Source organism: Pseudorhodoferax sp. Leaf267, assembly GCF_001422405.1.
Classification (GTDB): Bacteria; Pseudomonadota; Gammaproteobacteria; order Burkholderiales; family Burkholderiaceae_C; genus Pseudorhodoferax.
This window is the reverse complement of record NZ_LMMV01000024.1, coordinates 158,287-181,219: the sequence shown is the minus strand read 5'-3', so window position 1 is coordinate 181,219 and position 22,933 is coordinate 158,287. Positions and strand designations below refer to the sequence as shown.

The 22,933-nt window shown below is 70.1% G+C and carries 26 protein-coding genes; 11 read left to right on the top strand and 15 right to left on the bottom strand.

Translation table 11 applies throughout. The annotated features are described in order from the left end of the window. Window positions 1-1,206 (bottom strand): ABC transporter substrate-binding protein, encoded by a 1,206-nt coding sequence (locus tag ASF43_RS24445; RefSeq protein WP_056187077.1) that lies wholly within the window; start codon window positions 1,204-1,206, stop codon window positions 1-3. A 1-nt stretch (window position 1,207) separates the two neighbouring features. After that, a complete protein-coding gene (locus ASF43_RS24440) occupies window positions 1,208-2,425 on the bottom strand; it encodes an ABC transporter substrate-binding protein (protein ID WP_082498144.1) in 1,218 nt (405 codons plus the stop codon). A 210-nt stretch (window positions 2,426-2,635) separates the two neighbouring features. Between ASF43_RS24440 and ASF43_RS24435 the strand changes: the two genes are divergently transcribed. Then, window positions 2,636-3,820: a CaiB/BaiF CoA-transferase family protein gene (locus ASF43_RS24435; protein WP_056187074.1), complete on the top strand. Its 1,185-nt coding sequence runs from the start codon at window positions 2,636-2,638 to the stop codon at window positions 3,818-3,820. A gap of 79 nt (window positions 3,821-3,899) precedes the next feature. Continuing rightward, on the top strand, window positions 3,900-4,571 hold the full coding sequence (locus ASF43_RS24430; protein WP_056187071.1) for a nitroreductase: 672 nt from the start codon (window positions 3,900-3,902) through the stop codon (window positions 4,569-4,571). A 228-nt stretch (window positions 4,572-4,799) separates the two neighbouring features. Here the strand turns inward: ASF43_RS24430 and ASF43_RS24425 are convergent, their stop codons facing one another. After that, window positions 4,800-5,492 carry an aspartate/glutamate racemase family protein gene (locus ASF43_RS24425; RefSeq protein WP_056187068.1) on the bottom strand — a complete coding sequence of 231 codons (693 nt, stop codon included), beginning with the start codon at window positions 5,490-5,492 and terminating at the stop codon, window positions 4,800-4,802. A gap of 120 nt (window positions 5,493-5,612) precedes the next feature. On the opposite strand from ASF43_RS24425, the gene ASF43_RS24420 reads away from it, so the two are divergent. From ASF43_RS24420 to ASF43_RS31440, 5 genes are all read left to right on the top strand, one after another. Beyond that, window positions 5,613-7,166: a long-chain-fatty-acid--CoA ligase gene (locus ASF43_RS24420; protein WP_056187065.1), complete on the top strand. Its 1,554-nt coding sequence runs from the start codon at window positions 5,613-5,615 to the stop codon at window positions 7,164-7,166. A 140-nt stretch (window positions 7,167-7,306) separates the two neighbouring features. Beyond that, window positions 7,307-8,629, top strand: a complete 1,323-nt coding sequence (locus ASF43_RS24415) for a C4-dicarboxylate transporter DctA (RefSeq protein ID WP_056187061.1) — start codon at window positions 7,307-7,309, stop codon at window positions 8,627-8,629. A 6-nt stretch (window positions 8,630-8,635) separates the two neighbouring features. Continuing rightward, window positions 8,636-9,343 carry a GntR family transcriptional regulator gene (locus ASF43_RS24410; protein WP_056187060.1) on the top strand — a complete coding sequence of 236 codons (708 nt, stop codon included), beginning with the start codon at window positions 8,636-8,638 and terminating at the stop codon, window positions 9,341-9,343. Window positions 9,344-9,403: 60 nt separating this feature from the next. After that, a complete protein-coding gene (locus tag ASF43_RS24405; protein ID WP_056187059.1) occupies window positions 9,404-9,688 on the top strand; it encodes a nucleotidyltransferase family protein in 285 nt (94 codons plus the stop codon). Then, on the top strand, window positions 9,675-10,040 hold the full coding sequence (locus ASF43_RS31440) for a DUF86 domain-containing protein (RefSeq protein ID WP_369803331.1): 366 nt from the start codon (window positions 9,675-9,677) through the stop codon (window positions 10,038-10,040). The genes ASF43_RS24405 and ASF43_RS31440 overlap by 14 nt, the downstream gene beginning before the upstream one ends. 24 nt (window positions 10,041-10,064) lie before the next feature. On the opposite strand, the gene ASF43_RS24395 is transcribed toward ASF43_RS31440, so the two are convergent. Beyond that, window positions 10,065-10,337, bottom strand: a complete 273-nt coding sequence (locus ASF43_RS24395; protein ID WP_156373506.1) for a hypothetical protein — start codon at window positions 10,335-10,337, stop codon at window positions 10,065-10,067. 232 nt (window positions 10,338-10,569) lie between these two features. Between ASF43_RS24395 and ASF43_RS24390 the strand changes: the two genes are divergently transcribed. The 4 genes from ASF43_RS24390 (at window position 10,570) to ASF43_RS24375 (ending at window position 12,926) form a co-directional block, all read left to right on the top strand. Next, complete coding sequence (locus tag ASF43_RS24390; RefSeq protein WP_162241854.1) at window positions 10,570-11,247, top strand: choice-of-anchor F family protein; 678 nt, start codon at window positions 10,570-10,572, stop codon at window positions 11,245-11,247. Window positions 11,248-11,356: 109 nt separating this feature from the next. Beyond that, a complete protein-coding gene (locus ASF43_RS24385) occupies window positions 11,357-11,920 on the top strand; it encodes a DNA-3-methyladenine glycosylase (RefSeq protein ID WP_056187054.1) in 564 nt (187 codons plus the stop codon). After that, on the top strand, window positions 11,917-12,666 hold the full coding sequence (locus ASF43_RS24380) for a DUF72 domain-containing protein (protein ID WP_056187053.1): 750 nt from the start codon (window positions 11,917-11,919) through the stop codon (window positions 12,664-12,666). The genes ASF43_RS24385 and ASF43_RS24380 overlap by 4 nt, the downstream gene beginning before the upstream one ends. Further along, entirely contained in the window at window positions 12,663-12,926 is a 264-nt protein-coding gene (locus tag ASF43_RS24375) for a DUF3253 domain-containing protein (RefSeq protein WP_200932603.1), read from the top strand. The genes ASF43_RS24380 and ASF43_RS24375 overlap by 4 nt, the downstream gene beginning before the upstream one ends. Here the strand turns inward: ASF43_RS24375 and ASF43_RS24370 are convergent. The 11 genes from ASF43_RS24370 to ASF43_RS24320 form a co-directional block, all read right to left on the bottom strand. Continuing rightward, window positions 12,916-13,269 carry a DOPA 4,5-dioxygenase family protein gene (locus ASF43_RS24370; RefSeq protein ID WP_056187048.1) on the bottom strand — a complete coding sequence of 118 codons (354 nt, stop codon included), beginning with the start codon at window positions 13,267-13,269 and terminating at the stop codon, window positions 12,916-12,918. The two genes, ASF43_RS24375 and ASF43_RS24370, sit on opposite strands and share 11 nt — an antisense overlap. 14 nt (window positions 13,270-13,283) lie before the next feature. After that, window positions 13,284-14,189 carry a PaaI family thioesterase gene (locus ASF43_RS24365; protein WP_156373505.1) on the bottom strand — a complete coding sequence of 302 codons (906 nt, stop codon included), beginning with the start codon at window positions 14,187-14,189 and terminating at the stop codon, window positions 13,284-13,286. Window positions 14,190-14,202: 13 nt separating this feature from the next. After that, window positions 14,203-15,432 (bottom strand): HD-GYP domain-containing protein, encoded by a 1,230-nt coding sequence (locus tag ASF43_RS24360; RefSeq protein ID WP_056187041.1) that lies wholly within the window; start codon window positions 15,430-15,432, stop codon window positions 14,203-14,205. A gap of 79 nt (window positions 15,433-15,511) precedes the next feature. After that, window positions 15,512-15,988, bottom strand: a complete 477-nt coding sequence (locus ASF43_RS24355) for a DUF2127 domain-containing protein (protein WP_156373504.1) — start codon at window positions 15,986-15,988, stop codon at window positions 15,512-15,514. 61 nt (window positions 15,989-16,049) lie between these two features. Beyond that, complete coding sequence (locus tag ASF43_RS24350; protein ID WP_056187037.1) at window positions 16,050-16,856, bottom strand: enoyl-CoA hydratase-related protein; 807 nt, start codon at window positions 16,854-16,856, stop codon at window positions 16,050-16,052. A gap of 23 nt (window positions 16,857-16,879) precedes the next feature. After that, window positions 16,880-17,896: a branched-chain amino acid ABC transporter permease gene (locus ASF43_RS24345; RefSeq protein WP_082498142.1), complete on the bottom strand. Its 1,017-nt coding sequence runs from the start codon at window positions 17,894-17,896 to the stop codon at window positions 16,880-16,882. 5 nt (window positions 17,897-17,901) lie between these two features. After that, window positions 17,902-18,774, bottom strand: a complete 873-nt coding sequence (locus tag ASF43_RS24340; RefSeq protein WP_056187032.1) for a branched-chain amino acid ABC transporter permease — start codon at window positions 18,772-18,774, stop codon at window positions 17,902-17,904. Between the two features lie 4 nt (window positions 18,775-18,778). Beyond that, window positions 18,779-19,495 (bottom strand): ABC transporter ATP-binding protein, encoded by a 717-nt coding sequence (locus tag ASF43_RS24335; RefSeq protein ID WP_056187030.1) that lies wholly within the window; start codon window positions 19,493-19,495, stop codon window positions 18,779-18,781. Beyond that, window positions 19,492-20,286, bottom strand: coding sequence for an ABC transporter ATP-binding protein (locus ASF43_RS24330; RefSeq protein WP_056187027.1), 795 nt, complete (start codon window positions 20,284-20,286; stop codon window positions 19,492-19,494). The genes ASF43_RS24335 and ASF43_RS24330 overlap by 4 nt, the downstream gene beginning before the upstream one ends. Before the next feature lie 3 nt (window positions 20,287-20,289). Then, entirely contained in the window at window positions 20,290-21,468 is a 1,179-nt protein-coding gene (locus ASF43_RS24325; protein ID WP_056187024.1) for an acetyl-CoA C-acetyltransferase, read from the bottom strand. A 49-nt stretch (window positions 21,469-21,517) separates the two neighbouring features. Beyond that, window positions 21,518-22,732, bottom strand: coding sequence for a CaiB/BaiF CoA-transferase family protein (locus ASF43_RS24320; protein ID WP_056187020.1), 1,215 nt, complete (start codon window positions 22,730-22,732; stop codon window positions 21,518-21,520). Between the last annotated feature and the right edge of the window lie 201 nt (window positions 22,733-22,933).

Here is a 22,933-nt window from a genome sequence, read left to right as displayed (position 1 = left end):
TTACTTGACGGCGATGGACTGGCCCATCGGCTCGAATTCCTTGCCGTTGAACTGCACCAGCTGCAGCGCGCTGAACGGCCAGTAGTCGGTGGGCGTGGTGTTCATGGCGATGCCGGGCAGCAGCATGCCGGTGGACAGGTTCTTCAGGTTGGTGGCCTGCTTGAGCACGTTGGCACGCGTGAGGTCGTCGCCCGAGGACTTGAGCACCTGCTCCATGGCCTGGGCCACGCCGTAGCCGTAGACAGCGGCGGCGTTGTTCACGTCCTCATTCGGCGCGTACTTCTTCATGAAGGCCAGGAACTCCTGCGTGGCGGGGTCGCCGGCCCAGCGTGGCTGCACGGCGTCCTTGAAGAAGGCCATGGCCATGATGCCCTTGCTCTTGTCCAGCCCGGCGGGCTCCAGCGTCATCTTCACGTAGGCCGAGACATAGGTGAGGTACTGCTGCCTGGGCCGCCAGCCGATGTCCCACACCTTGCGGATGGCCTGGGCCGCGAAGCGCGCGGTGGCGAAGTTCACGAACACGTCGGCGCCCGAGGCCTGCAGCTTGATGATCTGCGAATCCACGGTCGGGTCCGCGATCTCGAACGAAGCCTCGGCCACCACCATGCCGGCCTTGTCGCCCAGGCCTTTCTTGAGGCCCTTGAGCAGGTCCTTGCCGAAGTCGTCGTTCTGGTAGAGCACGGCGATCTTCGCGTCGGGCGCGGTCTTCAGGATGTTCTTGGCGTACAGCGCGCCCTCGCCCTCGTAGCTGGGCATGTAGGGCGTGGTCCAGGGCGCGCCCTTGGGGTCGTTGAAGCGGTCTGCCCCCACGCCCAGGAACAGGTGCGGCACCTTCTTGGCGTTCATGTAGCGCATGATGGCCGCGTTGGACGCCGAGCCCAGGTTGCCGTAGACGGCCAGCACCTCGTCCTGCTCGACCAGCTTGCGCACCACCTCGGTCGTGCGCGGCGGCGTGTACTGGTCGTCGTAGCTGATCAGCGTGACCTTGCGGCCGTTGATGCCGCCCTTGTCGTTGACCATCCTGAAGTAGGCCTCGTTGACCTTGCCCACGATGCCGTAGGACGACACGGGGCCGCTGTAGGGCATGGCCATGCCGAGCTTGATCTCGGTGTCGGTGGCGCCGGTGTCGTACTTTTTCTGCGCCAGGGCCGGAATGGCCACCAGCGCCACGGCCAGGGCCGCGACCAGGGTTCTGCGCTGCGTCATGTCAACGGCCCAGCACCGGGCCCATGGGCACGTAGCGCGTGCCGTCGAACTGCTGCGGCTGCATCTTCTCGATCGGGTAGAAGTCGTCCGGCGCGGTCTTGATGTCGATGCCGGGGTACAGCATGGGCAGTTGCAGCGAGAGGTTGGCCGCGATCTTCATGATGTTCTCGCGCGTGAGGTTGTCGCCGGCCTTGCGCAGCACGGCCTCCAGCGTCTGGGCCGAGGAGTAACCCAGCACGTTGAGCGAGTCGTTCGGGTCGCCGCCCGGGTAGTACTTGGCGATCACGGCCAGGTAGTCCTGCGTTTCCTTGGCGTCCTTGTAGTCGGTCGGGTCGCGCAGGTAGGCCGCCGAGATCACGCCCTTGGCGTTCTCGAAGCCGGCCGGCTTGAACACCGAGGTCACCGACTGCGACACGCTGGCCAGGTAGTGCGTGGGCTTCCAGCCGATCTCGGCCACCTTGCGGATGGCCTGGGCCGCGAACTTGGGCGTGGTGATGGAGAAGAACACGTCGGCGCCCGAGGCCTTCAGCGCCACGAGCTGGCTGTCCACCGTGGGGTCGGTCACCTCGTAGGTCTGCTGCGAGACGACCAGGGCCTTGCCCTTGTCGCCCAGGCCGTCGAGGAAGCCCTTGAGGTAGTCCTTCCCGAAGTCGTCGTTCTGCATCAGGATGCCGATCTTGGCGTTCGGCTTGGTGGCCAGGATGTGCTGGGCGTAGATCTGGCCTTCGGCCTGGTACGTGGGCTGCCAGCCCATGGTCCACGGGAAGGCCTTGGGGTCGCCGAAGCGCGTGGCGCCCGTGGCCACGAACAGCTGCGGCACCTTCTTGGCGTTCATGTAGCGCTGGATCGCCATGTTGTGCGCCGTGCCCAGCGTGCCGAACATCAGCAGCACCTCGTCCTGCTCGACCAGCTTGCGCGCCTGCTCCACCGTGCGCGAGGGCGTGTAGGCATCGTCCAGCGAGAGCAGGTTGATCTTGCGGCCGTTGATGCCGCCCTCGGCATTGACCTTGGCGAAGTAGGCCGCCACGGACTTGCCGATGGTGCCGTAGGCCGACACCGGGCCGCTGTAGGGCACGAGGTGGCCGATCCTGATCTCGGTGTCGGTGGCGCCCGTGTCGTACTTCTTTTGCGCCTGCGCGCCGAAGGTGGCCAGGCCGATCGCCAGCGCGAGGCCGGCGGTCCAGAGGCGGCGCGTGGGCCGCAGGGTCGCATGGGTCATGGAATGTCTCCTGCCTTCTTGGGGGTGGCGCCTGTCCGCAGCAGGCGCGGCGGATCGGGCTGCATGGTAGGCAGCGGCCATTGGGCGCCACATCGTCGGAACGGACGATTGAGCGCGCTCTAGGGTTGCCCCTAGGATGGCCCGGACTTCAGGGGTACGCGCGCGCCGACTGATGGCACGATCGCGCTTTGCCCGCTGACAAGGAGACCCATGACCGCTTCCCCCCGCATGCTCGAAGGCCTGCGCGTCGTCGACCTGACGACCGTGATCTTCGGGCCCTACTGCACGCAGATCCTGGCCGACCTGGGCGCCGAGGTGATCAAGCTGGAGCCCGCCGATGGCGACCACATCCGCATCATCGGCAACCCGGCGCACACGCCCGGCATGAGCCCCGTGCACCTGCGGCTGAACCGCGGCAAGCGCTCGGTGGACTGGGACCTGAAGACGCCCGAGGGCCTGGCCGCCATGCACGCGCTGGTGGCCACGGCCGACATCTTCATCCACAACGTGCGCGGCGAGGCCATCGCGCGCGCCGGCCTGTCCTACGACAAGGTGAAGGCGATCCGGCCCGACATCCTGTACGTGCACTGCACCGGCTTCGACCAGCGCGGCCCGTACGCCGGCCTGCAGGCCTACGACGACATCATCCAGGCCGCCTCGGGCGTGGCCTCGCTGCCGCCCAGGGTGGACGGCAACCCCGCGCCGCGCTACGTGCCCATGACCATGGCCGACAAGGTCTCGGGCCTGCACGCGGCCTACGCCGTGCTGGCCGCCGTGATCCACCGGCTGCGCACCGGCGAGGGCCAGATGGTCGAGGTGCCGATGTTCGAGTCGCTGGTCAGCTTCAACCTGCTGGAGCATCTGTGCGACGCGACCTTCGTGCCGCCCACCGGCCCCGCGCTCTACCCGCGCCAGATCGACCCCAGCCGCCAGCCCATGCGCACCAAGGACGGCTACATCGCGATCGCGCCCTACATGGACGAGCGCTGGCTGCGCTTCTTCGATGCGGCCGGCCACCCCGAGGAGCTGGACCGCCCCGAGCTGGCCGACAAGCTGCTGCGGCGCAAGAACATGCACCTGATGTACCAGGCCGCCGCGCGCATCCTGCCCGAGCGCGGCACCGAGGAATGGCTGCAGATCCTGGAGAAGGCCAACGTGCCGGCCATGCGCGTGAACGAGGTGGAAGACCTGCTGCACGACCCGCAGCTGGCGGCCAGCGGCCTGTTCCGGCAGCGCCAGCACCCGACCGAGGGGCAATACCTGGAGCTGCGCCCGCCGGTGCGCTTCTCGGCCTACGACAGCCCCGAGCTGGCGCATGCGGCGCTGCCCGGGCAGCACAGTGCAGAGATCGCGCAGGAACTGGGCGTGGCCGTGCCGCGCAGGGAACAAACATGACCCCCACGCTCATCGCTTCGCGTATCGCTGCCCCCCAAGGGGGCGCTCCAGTGCCTTCGGGCGGCCGGGCGGCACTGGCATGAACGTCTACGAAGCAGTCGACACCCGCCGCTCGGTGCGCGATTTCCTGGCCACGCCGGTGCCCGGCGACGTGATCCGCCGCGTGCTCACGCACGCCCTGCGCGCGCCCTCGGGCGGCAACCTGCAGCCCTGGCATCTGCACCTGGTGGGCGGAGACAAGCTGGACGCGCTCAAGGCCACCATGCGCGACCGCGTGGTGGAGGCGCCCGGTGGCGAGGGCAGCGAGTACGACATTTACCCCAAGGAGCTCGTCGCCCCCTACCGCGACCGCCGCTTCGCCGTGGGCGAGGCGATGTACGCGCGCCTGGGCATCCCGCGCGAGGACAAGGACGCGCGCCGCCGCTGGTTCGCCCGCAACTACCAGTTCTTCGGCGCGCCGCTGGCGCTGTTTTGCAGTGTCGACCGGCGCATGGGGCCGCCGCAGTGGTCCGACCTGGGCATGTTGCTGCAAAGCGTGATGCTGCTGCTGCGCGCCGAGGGGCTGGACAGTTGCGCGCAGGAATGCTGGGCGATCTACCCACAGACCATCGGCCGCTTCCTGGACCTGCCGGCCGAGCGCATGCTGTTCACGGGCATGTCGATCGGCTATGCGAAGCGAGATGGCGCCATCGACACGCTGGTGACCGAACGCGCGCCTCTGGATGACGTGGCCGAGTTCATCGGGATCTGAACACGCACGAAGACCCCATTCCCGTTCGCCGCACCGCCCTCACCTGCCCCTCGCCACGCTCTGGTCGCGCAGGTCGTGAAGAGCCCGGACAACGCGGCCCACTTCGAGGGCTGGGCGTGGTCCCGGTCGGCAGCACGCCCCAACAGCTGGCCGCCACCATGCGCGCGGACCAGGCGCGCTGGGGCACGGCGATCAAGGCCAAGAACATCCGGCTGGAGTGAGCAGCCGTCAGCCCAGCGCGAAATCCACCGCCGCCTGCGCATGCAGCACGGTGGTGTCCAGCGTGGGCAGGCTGCTGTGCTCGGGCTGGATCAGCAGCGTGATCTCGGTGCAGCCCAGGATCACGGCCTGCGCGCCGCGCGCGGCCAGCTGGTCGATCACGCGCTGGTAGACGGCGCGCGAGGCGTCGCGCACCACGCCCGTGCACAGCTCGTCGTAGATGATGCGGTGCACGGCCGCGCGCTCGTCGGCATCGGGCACCAGCACCTGCAGCCCGTGCGCGTCGCGCAAGCGGCCTCGCATGAAGTCCTGCTCCATCGTGAAGGCCGTGCCCAGCAGGCCCACGGTCGCGAAACCCTGCGCGCGGGCGGCCGCCCCTACCGGGTCTGCGATGTGCAGGAACGGCAGGCCGCCCGCCGCCGCGATGCGGTCGGCCAGCTTGTGCATGGTGTTGGTGCACAGCACCACGCAGTCGGCGCCGCCGGCCTGCAGGCGACGCGCCGCGTCTTCCAGGATCAGGGCCGTGTCGTCCCAGCGGCCCGCGTGCTGGGCCGCCTCGATGGGGCCGAAGTCCACGCTCATCATCAGCAGCTGGGCCGAGCGCAGCGGTCCCAGGCGCGCGCGCACCTGCTGGTTGATGAGGCGGTAGTACTCGGCGCTGGACTCCCAGCTCATGCCGCCGATCAGGCCGATGGTGCGCATCTTCGTCGTCTCCGTTGTGGCAAGCCTCGCAGCATGCCAGCGTTTCCGTCGCTTTCGACGATGCCCGCCGCAGCCCCGCCCGCCCATACTGCGGCCCGCACGCCACGACGGAGACACGCCATGGAACTGACCCAGCCCCTGCACAAGGCCTTGCAAGAACGCCCCCGCGCCACGGCCCTGGTCTGCGGCGCGCGGCGCAGCGACTTCGCCACCTTCGTGGACCGCGTGGCGCGGCTGGCCAGCGTGCTGCAGTCGCTGGGCCTGGCGCCCGGCGACCGGGTCGGCATGCTGGGCCTGAACTCGGACCGCTACGTCGAATACCTCTATGCGACCTGGTGGGCCGGCGGCGTCATCAACCCCGTCAACATCCGCTGGAGCCCGCGCGAGGTGGCCTACTCGCTGGACGATTGCGACACGCGCATCCTGCTGGCCGACGGCCACTTCGGCGCCGTGGCGGCGGCCCAGCGCGAGCTGTCCACCAGCCTCAAGACGCTGGTGCATTTCGGCGACGGCCCGGCGCCCGAGGGCATGCACGACGCCGAGGCGCTGATGGCGCACACCGCCCCCATGGCCGACGCGCGCCGCGGCGGCGCCGACCTGGCGGCCGTGATGTACACCGGCGGCACCACCGGCCTGCCCAAGGGCGTGATGCTGTCGCACGGCAACCTCTACGTGAGCCAGCTCTGCACCAACATGGCAGCCGCACGGCCCGACGAGTCGGTGGGCCTGAACATGGCGCCGATGTTCCATGTGGGCGGCACCGGGCTCACGCTGCAGCTCATGATGCGGCTGTGCAAGCAGGTCATCATCCCGGCCTTCGACGAGCTGGCCGTGCTGCAGGCGCTGCAGGCCGAGCGCTGCAGCGAGACCTTCATGGTGCCCACCATGCTCAAGCGGCTCATCGAGCACCCGCGCTTCGCCGAGTTCGACACCAGCAGCCTGCAGCTGGTGCTGTACGGCGCAGCGCCCATCGACGACGCGCTGCTGCTGCAGGCGCTGGACAAGCTGCCACAGGCCCGCTTCTGCCAGCTCTACGGCATGACCGAGCTCTCGCCCGTCATCACCGCGCTGCCGGCCTGGTGCCACGCGAGCGACCAGCCCGCGCACCGGCGCCGCTCGGCCGGCCGGCCCGTGCCGATCGCACAAGTGCGCATCGTCGATGCCGAAGGCCGCCCGGTGCCGAACGGCACGGTGGGCGAGATCGCCGCGCGCGGCCCCATGGTCATGCAGGGCTACTGGAACAAGCCCGGGCAGACGGCCGAGGTGCTGCGCGACGGCTGGATGCACACCGGCGACGGCGGCCGCATGGACGACGACGGCTTCGTCTACGTCGTGGACCGGCTCAAGGACATGGTGGTCACGGGCGGCGAGAACGTGTATTCGGCCGAGGTCGAGAACGCCATCACGCAGCTGCCCCAGGTGTCGATGTGCGCCGTGGTCGGCGTGCCCGACGAGCGCTGGGGCGAGCGCGTGCACGCCGTGGTGGTGCTGCGCGCGGGCGAGGTGCTCACGGCCGACGACCTCATCGCGCACTGCAGGACCCAGATCGCCGGCTACAAATGCCCGCGCAGCGTGGAGTTCGTGGACGCGATCCCGCTGTCGCCGGCCGGCAAGATGCTCAAGTACAAGCTGCGCGAGGCGCACTGGGCCGGGCGCGAACGCCGAGTGGGTTGAACATCCGGCGCGGCACGCGACTTGCGTTGCGCCGTCCGCGCGAATCCCCAGGAAAACCCGCATAGCTCGCGCGCAAGTCTTGTCTATATTTCTTGCATGCAAGATTTTTAGACGCTTGCATGCAAACAAGGAGCATCCCTATGCGCTTTTTCCGTTCCCTCTTTGGCCAGGTCGTGATCGCGCTGTTACTCGGCGCGACGCTGGGCCTGCTGGCCCCCGACTTCGCCATCCAGCTCAAGCCGCTGGGCGACGCATTCATCAAGCTGATCAAGATGATCATCCCGGTGCTGGTGTTCTGCGTGGTGGTGCACGGCATCGCCGGCGCGGGCGACCTGAAGCGCGTGGGCCGCGTCGGCATCAAGGCGCTGATCTACTTCGAGGTGCTGACGACCTTGGCCCTGGCACTCGGGCTGGTGCTGGCCTATGTGTTCCAGCCCGGCGTGGGCATGAACGTGGACCCCAAGGCGCTGGACCCGGCCGCCATGGCCGCCTACGCGAGCAATGCCGAGAAGCTGACCAGCGGCGGCACGGTCGACTTCCTCATGAAGCTGATCCCGACCACCGTGGTCAATGCCTTCGCCACGGGCGACGTGCTGCAGGTGCTGCTGTTCGCCGTGCTGTTCGGCTGCGCGCTGGCGCTGCTGGGCGACATCGGCAAGCCCGTGGCGCAGCTGGTGGACACGCTGTCGCTGGTGCTGTTCAAGATCATGGGCATCATCATCAAGCTGGCGCCGCTGGGCGTGCTGGGCGCCATCGCGTTCACGGTGGGCAAGTACGGCCTGGGCTCGCTCAAGCAGCTGGGCATGCTGGTCGGCCTGTTCTACGTCGCCGTGCTGCTGTTCGTGTTCGTGGTGCTGGGCGCGGTGATGCGCATGTCCGGCTTCAGCCTGATCAAGCTGCTGCGCTACCTGCGCGAGGAGCTGACCATCGTGTTCGCCACCACCTCGTCGGACAGCGTGCTGCCGCAGATCATGGCCAAGCTGCGCCGCATGGGCATCCGCGATTCCACGGTGGGCCTGGTGATCCCCACCGGCTACTCGTTCAACCTCGATGCGTTCTCCATCTACATCACGCTGGCCGCGGTGTTCATCGCGCAGGCCACGAACACGCCGGTCAGCATGTCCGACCTGCTGGCCATCCTGGCCATCGCGCTGGTCACGTCCAAGGGCGCGCACGGCGTGCCGGGCTCGGCCATCGTGGTGCTGGCCGCCACGCTGCAGGCCATCCCTGCGATCCCGGCCATCGGCCTGGTGCTGGTGCTGTCGGTCGACTGGTTCATGGGCATCGCCCGCGCCCTGGGCAACCTGATCGGCAACTGCGTGGCCACCGTAGCCGTGGCCGCCTGGGAGGGCGACATCGACCGCCAGCGCGCCCATGCCGTGCTGAACGGCGAGCCGGTGGAAGACGAAGTGGTGGCGGCCGACCCGGCCGTGCCGTACCCGGGGCCTGCTGCGGCACACTAGGCCACCATGTCTGCCCGCCCCGCCCCCGCCCTGCCCGAAGTGAGCCCCACCGTCATCGCCGAGCGTGTCGTGCAGTCCATCCTGGCGCAAAAGCTCGCCCCCGGCGAGCGGCTCGGCGAACAGGCGCTGGCCGACAACTTCGGCGTGAGCCGCACCATGGTGCGCGAGGCGCTGATGCAGCTGCAGGCGCGCGGCTTCGTCGAGGTGCAGCCCAAGCGCGGCTGGTACGTGGTGCAGCCCTCGGCCGAGGAAGCGCGCGACGCCTTCGCCGCGCGCCGCATCGTCGAGGCCGGCATCCTGGGCACCGAAGGCAAGCCGCTGGCCCAGACCATCCGCGCGCTGCGCCGCCACATCGGCCAGGAGCGCGAAGCCATCGACGGCGCCGACGCCGCCACCCGGGCGTTTTTGCTGGCCGACTTCCACGTCTGCCTGGCGCAGGAGATGGGCCACCGCCTGCTGTGCGATGTGCTGCGCGACCTCACCGCGCGCACCACGCTGGCCGCCACGCTCTACCAGTCGCGCCACGACGCCGGCGAATCCTGCAACGACCACGAGGCCATCGTCGCGGCCATGGAGCGCGGCGACATGGCCGAGGCACGCCAGCGCATGCTGCGGCATATCGGGAATGTGGAGGAAGGCTTGCAGACGGAGCAGGCCGAGCCGTCGCGGGCGGAGCGGCTGCGGGCGACGCTGTCGCCGCTGGCGTTGCCGTAGCGGCCGGGAATGCCGCCAGACCCGAAGCTCGGCACTTGCAAGCTGGCTACACTGCCGTCCATGCATGCGCTGATCGAAACCCACCGCGCTGAATTGCTCGCCTTGGCACACAGGCGCGGCGTCACAGGTGTTCGGGTTTTCGGCTCCATGAGCCGTGACGACGACAGCGACAACAGCGACGTCGATCTGCTGGTGACCCTGGCGCCAAGCACCAGCGCCCTCGCCTTGGGCGGCTTGCTGCTCGATGCGCAGGAACTGCTGGGCCGTCGTGTGGATGTCGTGACCGAGGCGAGCTTGCACCCTGCGCTGCGCGAGCGCGTGATGGCGCTCGCTGTGCCGCTGTGATCCCCAGCCCCGAGTCGGACCGGGTGTTGCTCGCCCACATGCGCGACTGCCTGGACCGGATCCTCGAATACACCAACGCCGAACACGCCCGCTTCGACGGTCCCGGTTGGTGCAAGACGCCGTGATCCGCAATCTGCAGACATTGGCCGAATCGAGCCAGCGCTTGTCAAACCATATCAAAGGCACCGAGCCGCAGATCCCGTGGCGCGAACTCGCCGGGTTCCGCAATGTGATCGTCCATGGCTACCTGGGCGTCGACCTCGGCGCCGTCTGGCTGGTCGTCGAACAAGACTTGCCGACGCTAGCCGCAGCTGTCGACCGCATGGCCACGCACCTGGGCTCTCAGGGCTGAAACGGAGCCGCAGCCATCCTCTCGCTACCGGCGATCCATCTCCGCCATGTAGGCATCCACCACGGGTGTCCATAGCGATGGCTCGACGTGCAGCATGTGGCCATCGCGTCCCGGCGCGGGCTGGAACTCCAAGAATCGTCCCTGGCCCCCCGAGGCCTTGAACGCCTCGAAATCAACAGGACTTTCGGACACGCCGGGCTGCAGGCGCGGCATGAAATCCGGCCACGCAGTCTGCGCCTGCGCACCGACCGTGACCAGGGCGCCCCAGGCCAGCGCCACACAGCATTTGCGAATCATCGGTTCCTCCATGGGCGAGTCGCTGCGCACGACGGGCACCACTGCCCCGCCCATGGCCATCTTAGGTGCGCACACGCCGGCACGGGGGCACCGCCGAAGCTGAGCGGCGCCGATGACATCGAGGGCAGACGAGCCTGTCGCCGTGGGCCCTGCCCTGGAAGCCGCGCCCGGGGGGATGCGCACAAGCCGCGCGAAGCCTATGGTCTTCGCCCCACCGCAGAAGGAGGGCCCCATGCACACGCTTCGTTTCGCCGCGCTGGCGGCGTCCGCCATGGTCCTGTGCGCCGGGGGCGCGCAGGGTGCCACGGTGTCGTCGGTCGCCACCGTGCTGTTGCCCGATGCGTCCACCGCCACGATCGGCCCGGTCACCGCGCCCGCGCCCAACAACGACAACGCCACGTCGACCAGCCCGAACGCCGTCCCCTACAGCGTGTTCTTCAACACGCTCGGCCCGCTGGACGTGGAGTTCGCCACCAGCGATTCGGGCGGCACCACCGAATACCGCTTCGCGCAGAACTTCGTCAACAACACCGGCCAGGCCTGGATCGGGTTCCGCTTCGAGCTGGGCTATGGCGTGGGCGCGGCGTTCACGGCCTCCGGCGCCGATGGGCTGGACTTCGACACGCCCGGGGCCGACCCCGCGTCGCTCGCCTCCCTGTTCCCCGTGCTGCGCCAGCTGGACGACCGCATCGACTGGTCGGGCGGCAGCGTGCCTTCGGTCGGCAGCCTGGCGCTGGAATTCGCGGTGGACGTGCCGGATGGCCTGGCCGCGTTCCATCCCAGCCAGCTCAGCCGCTTCACGTTGCGCCAGACGCCCATCGTCGCGGCCGAGGTGCCCGAGCCGTCTTCGCTGCTGCTGCTCGGCGGCGGCCTGATGGCGCTGGGCCTGCGGCGTCGTAGGGCAGGCTGACACCCCCGCGGCAAGCGGCGCCGGACCACCGCCGGGCCCGGGCCGCTCCTACCGCAGCGTCGGTGAACCGGCGCTCCCGCGCGCACGCTTCCTGGCGCAGACTGTGCCCATGCAATGCCTCACTCCCTTCGACTTCAGCGCCCCCGCGGTCGACGTGGCGCGTGCGCTGATCGGCGCCCTGCTGCTGGTCGATGGCGTTGGCGGCCGCATAGTGGAGACGGAAGCCTACGACGCCACGGAGCCGGCCTCGCACGGCTTCAGCGGCCTATCGGCGCGCAACGCCTCGCTGTTCGGCCCGCCGGGCCATGCCTATGTGTACCGCTCGTACGGCATCCACTGGTGCCTGAACGTCGTCTGCCGCGAGGCCGGCCATGGCGCCGGGGTGCTGATCCGCGCACTGGAGCCCACCGACGGGCTGGATGCGATGCGCTTGCGCCGTGGGCTGGACGACGAGCGGCTGCTGTGCAGCGGGCCCGGCCGCGTCGGCCAGGCGCTGGGCATCACGCGCGCGCACGACGGCCTGCCGCTGGACCGCGCGCCGTTCTCGCTGCAGCCCGCGCCCGTGGCGCCGCGGCTGGCGGTGGGCGTGCGCATCGGCATCTCCAAGGCCGTGGACATGCCCTGGCGCTTTGGCCTGCACGGCTCGCGCCATGTCAGCCGGCGCTTCGCATGACGCGCACGCCGGTGCGCATCGGCACGGCGGGCTGGAGCATTCCGCGCGCGCTGGCCGAGGACTTTCCGGGCGAAGGCAGCCACCTGGCGCGCCATGCCCGCGTGCTGAATTGCGCCGAGATCAACAGCTCGTTCTACCGCAGCCACCGGCCAGAGGTCTATGCGCGCTGGGCCGCGCAGACGCCTGCCGGCTTTCGCTTCGCCGTCAAGCTGCCGCGTCAGATCACGCACGACCAGCGCCTGCGCGCCGCGCGGGCGCCGCTCACGCGCTTCCTCGCGGAAGTGGCCGGGCTGGGCGAGCGCCTAGGCGTGCTGCTGGTGCAGCTGCCGCCCTCGCTGGCGTTCGAAGCCCGGCCGGTGCGCACCTTCTTCGGCCTGCTCGCCGGGCTGTTCGATGGCGCGGTGGTCTGCGAGCCGCGCCATGCCAGCTGGTTCACGCCGGCGGCCGACCGACTGCTGGCGCAGCTGCGCGTGGGGCGCGTGGCGGCCGACCCAGCGCGCTGGCCGGCGGCCGCCGTGCCGGGCGGCTGGCTCGGCCCGGCCGGCGATGGCGCGGGCGCCGTGCTGTACCACCGCTGGCATGGCGCGCCGCGCATGTACTACTCGGCCTATGGCGACGACTGGCTGCAGGCCCGTGCGGCCGAGTTGCGCGGCTGGCCTGCGGCGGCCGAGCGCTGGTGCGTCTTCGACAACACGGCCTGCGGCGCGGCGGCTTCGGATGCGCTGCGCTTGCGGGGCTGCGTGTGACCCCCGCCGCCATCGAAGCCCAGATCTTCGCGCTGCTGGCCACGCGACGGGACGGCGCGACCATCTGCCCCTCGGAGGTGGCGCGTGCCCTGGTGCCGCCAGGCGGCCCCTGGCGCGCGCTGATGCCGCAGGTGCGGCAGGTGGCGCAGAGCCTGGCGGCGCATCAGCGCCTGCGGGTGACGCGGCGCGGCGTGCCGGTGGACGCGACCAGCCCGGGCGGGCCGATCCGGCTGGGGCGGCAAGGCCCGCTCAGCCGCTGAACGCCGCGAGGTTCAGCACATGCGACCGCCCCAGCCACAGCGCGCTGTCCCGGTGGTCGCGCAGATCGTCGCCCGTGTTCGGATGGATGAACACGTCCAGCGCGCCATGGTTCAGCGCGAGCCAGCCCACGACGAACGGGAAATCGGCCGCGGCGATGGCGAGCTGGTAGCTCCACATCGGATGCGGCCCGACCGGCTTCTCATGGAAGCGGCCCATCTGCATGCGGCCCGCCAGTTCGGCCGTGATGGTCTCGCGCAAGTGCCAGGCGTCATCGCGCGTGGCCGCGTCGAAGTAGACATGGGCATGCCAGTCCTGGATCAGCGACGGGGCGCGCAAGCTCATGTTCATCTCTCCCCTCAAGCCGGCACGGCCGGATCGGTCAACAAAAAGTGTCCGCGCGCCACCGTGATCGGCAGCGCAGGCCCGCGGCCCTGCCAGCAGCGCACCTGCACCAGCGCCACGCGGCCTCCCAGGCGCACGACCTCGCAACTGGCGTAGGTGTCTTCGGGCCGGCCGCTGCGCAGGTAGTCGATCGAGAAGTCCACGCACTTCGGAAACTTGGCGCCGCCGATGGCGCGGATCAGGTGCAGCGTGGCCGCGGTCTCGGCGAAGCCGGCCACCACGCCACCGTGCAGGGCGGGCAACTGCGGGTTGCCGATCAGCCGGTGCTGGAACGGCAGGCGAAACACCGGCCTGGCGCCCTGCTCGGCGAGCCGGATGCCCAGGTAGTCGGCGTAGGGGATTGCCACGCCGTCCAGCACCGGCGCATCGCCTGCGGGCACTTGCCAATCGGGCGGCGCGTCGGCCGCTGGCGCGGCGGGATCGGGCGGCGGGCGCTGCCCGGGCGTGGAGAGCATGAAGGCCGCCTGCACGCTGGCAATGGGCTGGTCGCGCTCGGCCTGCCAGACCTCGCCGCGCGCGAAGGCCACGTTGCGCGTGATGCGGTAGCAGTGCGCTTCGCACTGCAGGTCGTGGCCGGGCTCGGCGCGCCGCAGGTAGTCCATGCGCAGGTCCAGTGTGGCGATGGGCGCGCGCTCGCGCAGCGACACGCCGACCGCCAGGCCGCAGCAGGAATCGGCCAGCACGATCAGCGGGCCCGGGTGCAGCAGGCCGCGTGCCGGGTCGCCCAGCCAGTCGGGTCGGTCGGGCAGGCGCATGGCGGCGCGGCCCTCGCCGATAGCGGTGACGGCCAGGCCGATGTCGACCATGTGCGGGGCGCGCGCGACGAAGTGGCGCTGCAGGGTGTCCAGGGTGGCTTGCATCGTGCGCACGACCTTACCAGGGCTGCGCCGCGAAACCGCCCCACAGCTCGTTCAGGTCGGCAAAGCGCCACTTGCGGGGGTCTTCGCGCGCCACGATCTTCTCGTCGTCCAGGCGGCCCAGGTCCAGCACCTCGGGCGGCACGCGTGCCTGCGACCTGGTGGAATAGAACACCTTCACGCGCGGGGCGACCAGCGCGTCGGACTGGTCCATGACCACGGCCAGCCGGCCCGAGCTCAGCCGCACCAGCGAGCCCACGGGGTAGATCCCGATGCTTTTGACCAGGGCCTGGAACAGGTGCTTGTCCAGGTGCGCGTCGGTCCACCCGGCCATGCGGCGCAGGGCCTCGGCCGGGTCCCAGGCCTTCTTGTAGGGGCGCTCGGACGTGACGGCGTCGTAGACATCGCAGACGGCCGACATGCGCGCGACGAGGCTGATCTGCGCGCCGGCCAGCCCGTGGGGGTAGCCCGTGCCGTCCATCTTCTCGTGGTGGTGCAGGCAGCCGTCCATGGCGTCGGCGTCGACATCGCCCACGGCGGCCAGCATGGCGTAGCCGCACTCGGGGTGGCCGCGCACGATGGCGAACTCGGCCTCGGTCAGCGCGCCGGGCTTGTTCAGCACCTGGAGCGGCAACCGGGCCTTGCCGATGTCGTGCAGCAGCCCGGCCAGGCCGGCCGCGCGCGTCTGCTCCTCGTCCAGCCCGAGCTGGCGCGCCAGGGCGACCATCAGCGCGCAGACGGCCACAGAATGCATGTAGGTGTAGCCGTCGGCCGTCTTCAGCCGGGCCAGGCTGACCATCGCACCGGGGTTGCGCATGACGGAGTCGCTGATGTCCTCGACCAGGCCGCGAGCCGCCATGCAGTCGTGCACCCGGCCCATGCGCGCCTCGTCGAAGACGGCGGTGATGGCCTGCCTGGCGACCTGGCAGATGCCGGCGGCGTGCTGCAGTTCGTCCTGCATGCTGGTGGGCGCGCGGCGCTGCGCCGCGGGGGCCGGTACAGGCGACGCAGCGGCGGCAACGGCCGGTGGGGCTGGCGCAGCGACGGGCACCGGCTGCACCGGCGCCACGCCGCGCGCCGTGTCGATCCAGACGCCCGTCACCCTGGAAGCCCGCACGCGCGCCAGCTCGTCCGCGCTCTTGAGCACGAAGCCGTTGCGCCAGAACGGATGGTCCATCCAGGCGCCGTCGAAGCGCTCGATGTACATCCCGATGGCCAGCGCATGCACGTCGATTCGCGTGATCATGACGTGCGCCATTCTGGCGGAAACCGCACGATATGCACGCACAAACGCGTGCAGGAATCGCGCGGCGATCGGCTGTCCGTCAGGCCGGCGGCGCCGCAGCCGGGCGGCCCTGGCGCCGCCGCCAGAGCGCCCCCAGCATCAATGCGACGACGGCCGCGTTCAGCAGCACGGCCGTGGCGCTCAGCCACCCGGGCCGGCGCACGGCCTCCAGCAGCTCGATCGGCAGGTAGACGGCGCCGCTCAGCGCTGCCACCACCTCGGCCCAGGCGCGGCCGTGCCACAGGCCGTAGGCCTCGACCAGGCGCAGCGCCACATAGGCGATCACACCCAGCACCAGCAGGCCCACGCGCATGTCCTGCAACCGGTCCACAGCATGGAGCAGCAGATGCGGGACCTTGGCGGCCGGGTTCAAGTGCAGGTGTTCGACCAGCCGCAGCGCGAGCGCGCGCAGGTCGTGGTGCAACAGCAGCAGCACGCCCGATGCCGCGGCCAGCGCGAGCAGGCCCTTGGCGGCTTCGAACACGGCGACGGCGCGCAGCGCGCGGACAGGATGCATGGCGGACCCAGGCGAAGAACGGGCGCCCATTGTGGCAAGCGCCCCGCACGGGCGCGGCGCGTCAGCCGCGCGGGAACGACGGGTCGCGTTTTTCGCGGAAGGCCTGCACGCCCTCGGCGAAGGCCGGGCCGTCCAGCAGCTCGCGCTGGCGCTCGGCCTCGTAGCGCATCTGCGCCACCAGTGGCTGCGTGCCGGCGGATTCGTAGGCGGCGCGGATCTCCCTGGCCGCATGCGCCGGCAGCCGCGCCAGGCGCTGGGCCAGCGCCACGGCCTGGGTGCGCAGATCGGCATCGTCCACGCAGGACCAGATCAGCCCCCACTGCGCGGCCTGCTCGGCCGGCAGCTTCTCGCCCAGCAGCGACATGCCGACGGCACGCGCGCGGCCCACCATGCGCTCCAGGAACCAGGTGGTGCCCAGGTCGGGCACGATGCCCAGCCTGGGCATGAAGGGCAGGTAGAAGTAGGCCGAGCGCGCGGCCAGCACGACGTCGCCCGCCAGCGCGATGCCCACGCCGGCACCGGCCGCCGGGCCGTTCACGGCGCTGACCACCGGGATCGGCAGCGTGCGCAGGTCTTCGATGATGCGGTTGGACAGCGATTCCATGGATGCGTAGCTGCGCTCGCCCAGCGTGCCTTTCGCGTCCGGGTCCTTGCCCATGCTGGACAGGTCGGCGCCCACGCAGAAGGCCTTGCCCGCGCCGGTCAGCACCAGCGCGTGCACATCGGGCTCGTCGCGCAGCTGGGCGAGGCGCGCGCGCAGGGCATGCTGCAGCTCGCGGGCAATCGGGTTGAGCCGCGCGGGAATGTTCAGGCTCAGGATCAGGACGTTGCCGTCGCGTTCTTCGAGCAGGACGTTGTCGGTGGTCATGGATGGTGTTGGAACGGTTGGCATCAGCGCTTGAAGCGCGCCTGGATCTTGCGCAAGAGGCCCACGACGCCGCCCGGCATCACGAACATGAACACGATCAGCACCGCGCCATAGACGGCCCAGGGCGCGGCCTTGGAGACCTTCTCGGCCAGCGAGGGCACGAACATGATGAAGATGGCGCCGAAGATCGCACCATACAGCGTGCCCACGCCGCCCACCACGATGCCCACCAGGAGCGAGATCGACAGGAACAGCGTGAACGAATCGGGCGCGACGAACTGCACCGCGATGGCCGACAGCGCGCCGCCCACGCCCGTGAACGCGGCCGAGACGCCGAAGGTCATGGCCTTGTAGTGGCTGTTGTCCACGCCCATGGCCTCGGCCGCCATGGCGTGGTCGCGGATCGCCCGCATCGCGCGCCCACTGCCGCTTTGCAGCAGGTTGTGCGCGATCACGAACATGACCACCGTGACCAGCAGCGAGAACAGGTAGACCCACTGGTCTTCGCTAAGCGGCAGGCCGAACGGCGCGCCCGGCTTCATGAGCACGATGCCCTGCACGCCGCCCGTCCACTGCTCCAGGTGCTTGTACTTGAGCAGCTGCGGCATGGCCACGCCGAGCGCGAAGGTGGCCAGCGCCAGGTACAGGCCTTCGAGCTTCAACGCGGGCCGGCCGAACAGGTAGCCCACCGTGAGGCAGACCACCGCGGCCGAGGGCACGGTGAGCCAGTACGGCATGCTGGCGTGCTCCATCAGGATGCCCGTGGTGTAGGCGCCGATGGCGTAAAACGCGCCGTGCCCCAGCGAGATCTGGCCGTTGTAGCCGGTCAGAATGTTCAGGCCCAGCAGCGCGATCGCGTACGACAGCACCATGGTGGCCTGGAACAGCTGGTAGCCCTTCAGGAAGAACGTCAGCGCGATGGCGATGAGGATCAGCAGGCTGACCCACACCAGCGTCTTGCGCGAGGCGGCGTCGGCCGGCACGGCGGCCGTGTGCACCGCGGGCGCGGCCATCGGCAGAGAGGTGGCTTGTGTGTTCATGTCGCTCAGACCCGGGTCACGATGGTGCGGCCCATGAGGCCGGAAGGCTTGACGATCAGCACGCCGACGATGAGCACGAGCGCGACCGACAGCTTGAGCTCGGTGCCCACCACGTAGGTGCCGACCAGGTTCTCCAGCACGCCCACGATGAAGCCGCCCAGCACGGCGCCCACGGGGCTGTCGATGCCGCCGATCAGCGCGCCGGCAAAGGCATACAGCAGCACGCCGGTCATCATGTGCGGGTCGAGGAAGACCACGGGCGCGACCATCATGCCGGCCACGGCGCCGATCGCCCCGGCCAGGCCCCAGCCCAGCATGAGCATGCGGCCCACGTTGATGCCGACCAGGCGCGAGGAGGCCGCGTTCTGCGCCGCAGCGCGCATGGCCAGGCCCAGCGGCGTGAAGCGGAAGAAGCTGAACAGCAGCGCCACCACGCACAGCGTGACGAAGATCGCGCCCACCTCGTGCGCCGACATCATGGCGCTGCCGAACCAGGCGTCCGACGGAAACGGGCTGGGGAACTGCTTGATCGTGTAGCCGAACAGCCAGCCCGCCAGGCTGTGGAAGATCACCAGCAGGCCGATGAACACGACGACCACCGACAGCACGGGCTTGTCGTGCATGGGGCGGATCACCGTGAACTCGACCACCGCCGCGAGCACGAAGGACAGCACCACGGTCACCGCGAACGCCGCCCAGTACGGCAGGCCGGCCTGCAGCAGGCTCCAGGCGATGAAGGTGGAGAACATCGCCATCTCGCCCTGGGCGAAGTTGATGTGGTGCGTGGCCTGGTAGATCATGACCAGGGCCAGCGCCACGCTGGCGTAGATGCCGCCGGTGGCCAGGCCGGCCAGCAGTTGGTGGATGAAGGCGTCCATCTCGTCAGTCCCCTAGGTACGCACGGCGCACGGCGTCGTTGCTGCGGATCTCGTCCGAGGGGCCGTGCAGCACGATGCGCCCGGTCTCGATCAGGTAGGCGGTGCCGGCCAGCGCCAGCGCCAGCTTGGCGTTCTGCTCGACCAGCAGGATGGAGACGCGCTCCTCCTGGTTGATGCGCCGCATGATGGCGAAGATGTCTTTCACGATCAGCGGCGCCAGGCCGAACGAGGGCTCGTCCAGCAGCAGCAGCCGGGGCTTGCCCATCAGCGCGCGGCCGATGGCCAGCATCTGCTGCTCGCCGCCCGACAGCGTGCCGGCCTGCTGGGCGTGCCGCTCCTTCAGGCGCGGAAAGTAGTCGTAGACCTTGGCCAGGTCGTCCTCGATGCCGGCGCGGCTCGCGCGGGCATAGCCGCCCAGGCGCAGGTTCTCTTCGGTCGTGAGGCCCAGGAAGGTGCCGCGCCCGTCGGGCACATGGCCCACGCCGGCCTTGGCGATCTGCTCGGTGGCGCGGCCGTCGATGCGCTGGCCCGCCAACGTGATGGTGCCCTGCGTGCTGACCATCATCTGGCACAGCGCGCGCAACGTGGTGGTCTTGCCGGCGCCGTTGGCGCCCAGCAGCGCGACGACCTCGCCGTCACCCACGTCCAGGTCGATGCCCTGCAGCACGCGCGTGGGGCCATAGGCGGCGTGCAGGCCGCGGACTTCGAGCAGCTTGGTCATGCGGTCGCCTCTTCGGTTTCTTCTTCGCCCAGGTAGGCCCGGATCACCTCGGGATGCCGCCGCACCTCGGCCGGCGTGCCCTCGGCGATCTTCTTGCCGAAGTTCAGCGCGACCACCTTGTCGGACACGCCCATCACCAGGCTCATGTGGTGCTCCACCAGCAGCACCGTGACCTTGAGCCGGTCGCGGATGTCGCGGATCAGCGTGCCCAGGCTTTCCAGCTCCTCGTGGTTCAGGCCACAGGCCGGCTCGTCCAGCAGCAGCAACTGCGGCTCGGCGGCCAACGCGCGCGCCAGTTCCACGCGCTTTTGCGTGCCGAACGGCAGGTCGGCCACGGTGCGCTCGGCCACGTCGCCGAGTTGCAGGAAGTCGATCAGTTGGTCGGCCCGCGCACGCGCCTCGGCCTCGATGCGCGCCACGCCGGGCAGCTTGAACGCGTTGCGCAGAAAGCCCGCGTGGTGCTGGCTGTGGCAGCCCACGAGCACGTTGTCCAGCACGGTCATGGTGCGAAACAGCGCCAGGTTCTGGAAGGTGCGGCCGATGCCCAGCCCGGCCATCTTGTGGCGCGGCAGGCTGGCCAGCGGCTGGCCCAGGAACTCGATGCGGCCGGCGTTGAAGGTGTACAGCCGCGACAGGCAGTTGAACAAGGTGCTCTTGCCCGCGCCGTTGGGGCCGATCAGCCCGCAGATCTGGCCGCGCTCCACGTCGAACGACACGCCGTCCAGCGCGACGATGCCGCCGAAGCGCACCGACACGCCTTCGATGCGCAGCAGGGGTTGGGTGGTGGCCATCGCTTACAGCCGTTCCACGATGGTCACGTTGGCCATGCCGCCGCCCTCGCACATGGTCTGCAGGCCGTAGCGCTTGCCGCGCTGGCCCAGCGCATGCACCAGCGTGGTCATGAGCTTGGTGCCGGATGCGCCCAGCGGGTGGCCCAGCGCGATGGCGCCGCCGTTGACGTTGAGGCGTGCCGGGTCGGCGCCCGTGGCTTTCAGCCACGCGAGCGGGATCGGCGCGAAGGCCTCGTTGACCTCGAACAGGTCGATGTCGCTGATGGACATGCCGGCCTTCTTCAGCGCGCGCTGCGTCGCAGGGATGGGCGCCTCCAGCATGATCACGGGGTCGTGGCCCAGCACGCTCATGTGGTGGATGCGCGCCAGGGGCTGCACGCCCAGGGCCTTCAGGCCACGCTCGTTGACCACCATCACGCCGCTGGCGCCGTCGCAGATCTGGCTGGCGCTGGCCGCGGTGCAACGCCCGCCCTCGGCGATGAGCTTGACGGCGGCGATGCTCTCCAAAGTGGCCTCGTAGCGGATGCCTTCGTCGGCCAGGTGCTGCTCGCCCGGCTCGCTGCCATCGGCCATGCGCACGGCGACGGGAATGATCTCGTCCTTGAAGTGGCCGGCCTGCGTGGCGGCGATGGCGCGCTGGTGGCTCAGCAGCGCATAGGCATCCAGGTCGGCCTTCTCCAGCCCATAGTTCTTCGCGATCTGCTCGGCGCCCGTGAACTGGCTGAACTGCACGCCGGGGTAGCGTGCCTGCATGCCGGGGCTCATGTAGGTGCCCAGGCCGGCCTTGGCGGCCAGTGCGCCGGGCGTGCCCATGGGCACGCGCGTCATGCTCTCCACGCCCGCGGCGATCACGATGTCCATGCTGCCGGCCATCACGGCCTGGGCCGCGAAATGCAGGGCCTGTTGCGACGAGCCGCATTGCCGGTCGATCGAGGTGCCGGGCACGGACTCGGGCAGGCGCGACGCCAGCACGGCGTTGCGCGCGATGTTGGTGGACTGCTCGCCGGCCTGGCCCACGCAGCCCAGGATCACGTCCTCGACGAGGGCCGGGTCGGCGCCCGTGCGCGCCACGAGTTCGTTGAGCACCTGCGCGGCCAGGTCGGCGGGGTGCCAGCCGGCCAGCCGGCCGCCGCGGCGGCCCCCTGCCGTGCGTGCGGCGGCGACGATGAATGCTTCTGCCATGGGTGTCTCCTTGCGTTCTGGGCCTTGGGCGGATGTTCGCGGCGGCGCCCTAGCGGGGCGTCGTCGGATCGGACGATTTTGGGAAGACCACGGCGCCGGACGCGCGCAGCACGGCCTGCCGCGCCGCATCGATGCCCAGGCCGGCCAGCACGTCGGCCGCATGCTGGCCCAGGTGCGGCGCCGGGCCGGGGTGGGCGGCGGGCGTGCCGTTGAAGCGCGCGGGCGAGCGCGGCAGGCGCACGCGGCCGAGCGCGCCGTGGTCCACCTCGACCAGCGTGCCGTTGTGCAGCACCTGCGGGTCGGCCAGCACCTCGTGACGCTCGTTCACGCGGCCCACGGGGCAGTTCTGCGCGCGCATGCGCTCCAGCATGGTGGCGGTGTCGAGGGCGGCAGCCTGCGGGTCCAGTTCCTCGCGCAGCGCAGCCGCGTGGCGAAAGCGCCCGTCCACGCTGGCGAAGCGCGGATCCTGCGCCAGCTCGGGCCGGCCAAAGCCGGCGCACAGGGCGGCGAACTCCACGGGCTGCGGGCCGGAGGCGACCGCGTAGCCGTCGCTGGTCTTCCACGGTTTCTGGCTCACGCCGAACTCGGGCGACGGTGGCGGCGCGTCGTCCAGCCACACGTGGTTGTACATGGCGTCGGGCCACTGGAAGGCCACGGCCGCGTCAAGCATGGCCAGCTCCACCCACTGGCCGGCGCCCGTGCGCTCGCGCGCCAGCAGCGCGGCGCAGATGGCCTGCGCGGCCGTGAGCGCGGTGAGCTTGTCGCACAGCGCGGCGGCCAGCACCTGCGGGTCGCCGCTGATCTGGTTGCGGTGCGAGGCGCTGATGCCCGAGACGGCCTGGATCACCGCGTCGTAGGCGCGCTCGCCCGCGTTCGGGCCGGTCTGGCCGAAGCCGCTGATCGACAGGTAGACCAGGCGCGGGTTCAGCTTCAGCAGAGCCTCGTGCCCCAGGCCCAGTCGGTCCATGGCGCCCGGGCGGAAATTCTCGATCAGCACATCGGCGCGCTGCGCCAGCTCGCGCACGATGTCCTGCGCGGCGGGCTGCTTCAGGTCCAGCACCAGCGAACGCTTGCCGCGGTTGGCGGCCAGGAACATGGCCGAGATGTCGGCCTTGCGCGGGCCGATGCGGCGCGAGGTGTCGCCGTCGGGCGATTCGATCTTGACCACGTCGGCGCCCTGGTCGGCCAGCATGCCGGCGGCGATGGGGCCGGACAGCACGGCCGAAAGATCCAGCACGCGAATGCCCTGCAGGGGTCCTGCCATATCGTTGTCTCCTCTCGTAGCAGCCACGCCGCGCGGGCCACGCCGCACTATCGCCGCGGCAAGGCCCCGGGCCCATGGCCGGTTCGTCCATCGGCATTGGCAGAAAGCGCCAACACCGGCTCTTGAAATGCAAAAAGGCCGACCCTAATTCCGACCTGGAAGCGCCGGGGGAACGCTCCCGGTCGCTCCATTCGTTTCATC

What these genes read in the sequence shown, in the direction of transcription:
- ASF43_RS24355 (WP_156373504.1), bottom strand. Translation starts at nt 15,988, where the DNA reads ATGCATCCTGTCCGCGCGCTGCGCGCCGTCGCCGTGTTCGAAGCCGCC.
- ASF43_RS24445 (WP_056187077.1), bottom strand. Translation starts at nt 1,206, where the DNA reads ATGACGCAGCGCAGAACCCTGGTCGCGGCCCTGGCCGTGGCGCTGGTG.
- ASF43_RS24425 (WP_056187068.1), bottom strand. Translation starts at nt 5,492, where the DNA reads ATGCGCACCATCGGCCTGATCGGCGGCATGAGCTGGGAGTCCAGCGCC.
- ASF43_RS24395 (WP_156373506.1), bottom strand. Translation starts at nt 10,337, where the DNA reads ATGATTCGCAAATGCTGTGTGGCGCTGGCCTGGGGCGCCCTGGTCACG.
- ASF43_RS24430 (WP_056187071.1), top strand. Translation starts at nt 3,900, where the DNA reads ATGAACGTCTACGAAGCAGTCGACACCCGCCGCTCGGTGCGCGATTTC.
- ASF43_RS24350 (WP_056187037.1), bottom strand. Translation starts at nt 16,856, where the DNA reads ATGACCACCGACAACGTCCTGCTCGAAGAACGCGACGGCAACGTCCTG.
- ASF43_RS24435 (WP_056187074.1), top strand. Translation starts at nt 2,636, where the DNA reads ATGACCGCTTCCCCCCGCATGCTCGAAGGCCTGCGCGTCGTCGACCTG.
- ASF43_RS24325 (WP_056187024.1), bottom strand. Translation starts at nt 21,468, where the DNA reads ATGGCAGAAGCATTCATCGTCGCCGCCGCACGCACGGCAGGGGGCCGC.
- ASF43_RS24420 (WP_056187065.1), top strand. Translation starts at nt 5,613, where the DNA reads ATGGAACTGACCCAGCCCCTGCACAAGGCCTTGCAAGAACGCCCCCGC.
- ASF43_RS24405 (WP_056187059.1), top strand. Translation starts at nt 9,404, where the DNA reads ATGCATGCGCTGATCGAAACCCACCGCGCTGAATTGCTCGCCTTGGCA.
- ASF43_RS24335 (WP_056187030.1), bottom strand. Translation starts at nt 19,495, where the DNA reads ATGACCAAGCTGCTCGAAGTCCGCGGCCTGCACGCCGCCTATGGCCCC.
- ASF43_RS24370 (WP_056187048.1), bottom strand. Translation starts at nt 13,269, where the DNA reads ATGAGCTTGCGCGCCCCGTCGCTGATCCAGGACTGGCATGCCCATGTC.
- ASF43_RS24380 (WP_056187053.1), top strand. Translation starts at nt 11,917, where the DNA reads ATGACGCGCACGCCGGTGCGCATCGGCACGGCGGGCTGGAGCATTCCG.
- ASF43_RS24345 (WP_082498142.1), bottom strand. Translation starts at nt 17,896, where the DNA reads ATGAACACACAAGCCACCTCTCTGCCGATGGCCGCGCCCGCGGTGCAC.
- ASF43_RS24320 (WP_056187020.1), bottom strand. Translation starts at nt 22,732, where the DNA reads ATGGCAGGACCCCTGCAGGGCATTCGCGTGCTGGATCTTTCGGCCGTG.
- ASF43_RS24440 (WP_082498144.1), bottom strand. Translation starts at nt 2,425, where the DNA reads ATGACCCATGCGACCCTGCGGCCCACGCGCCGCCTCTGGACCGCCGGC.
- ASF43_RS24330 (WP_056187027.1), bottom strand. Translation starts at nt 20,286, where the DNA reads ATGGCCACCACCCAACCCCTGCTGCGCATCGAAGGCGTGTCGGTGCGC.
- ASF43_RS24365 (WP_156373505.1), bottom strand. Translation starts at nt 14,189, where the DNA reads ATGCAAGCCACCCTGGACACCCTGCAGCGCCACTTCGTCGCGCGCGCC.
- ASF43_RS24340 (WP_056187032.1), bottom strand. Translation starts at nt 18,774, where the DNA reads ATGGACGCCTTCATCCACCAACTGCTGGCCGGCCTGGCCACCGGCGGC.
- ASF43_RS24385 (WP_056187054.1), top strand. Translation starts at nt 11,357, where the DNA reads ATGCAATGCCTCACTCCCTTCGACTTCAGCGCCCCCGCGGTCGACGTG.
- ASF43_RS24415 (WP_056187061.1), top strand. Translation starts at nt 7,307, where the DNA reads ATGCGCTTTTTCCGTTCCCTCTTTGGCCAGGTCGTGATCGCGCTGTTA.
- ASF43_RS24360 (WP_056187041.1), bottom strand. Translation starts at nt 15,432, where the DNA reads ATGATCACGCGAATCGACGTGCATGCGCTGGCCATCGGGATGTACATC.
- ASF43_RS24410 (WP_056187060.1), top strand. Translation starts at nt 8,636, where the DNA reads ATGTCTGCCCGCCCCGCCCCCGCCCTGCCCGAAGTGAGCCCCACCGTC.
- ASF43_RS24390 (WP_162241854.1), top strand. Translation starts at nt 10,570, where the DNA reads ATGCACACGCTTCGTTTCGCCGCGCTGGCGGCGTCCGCCATGGTCCTG.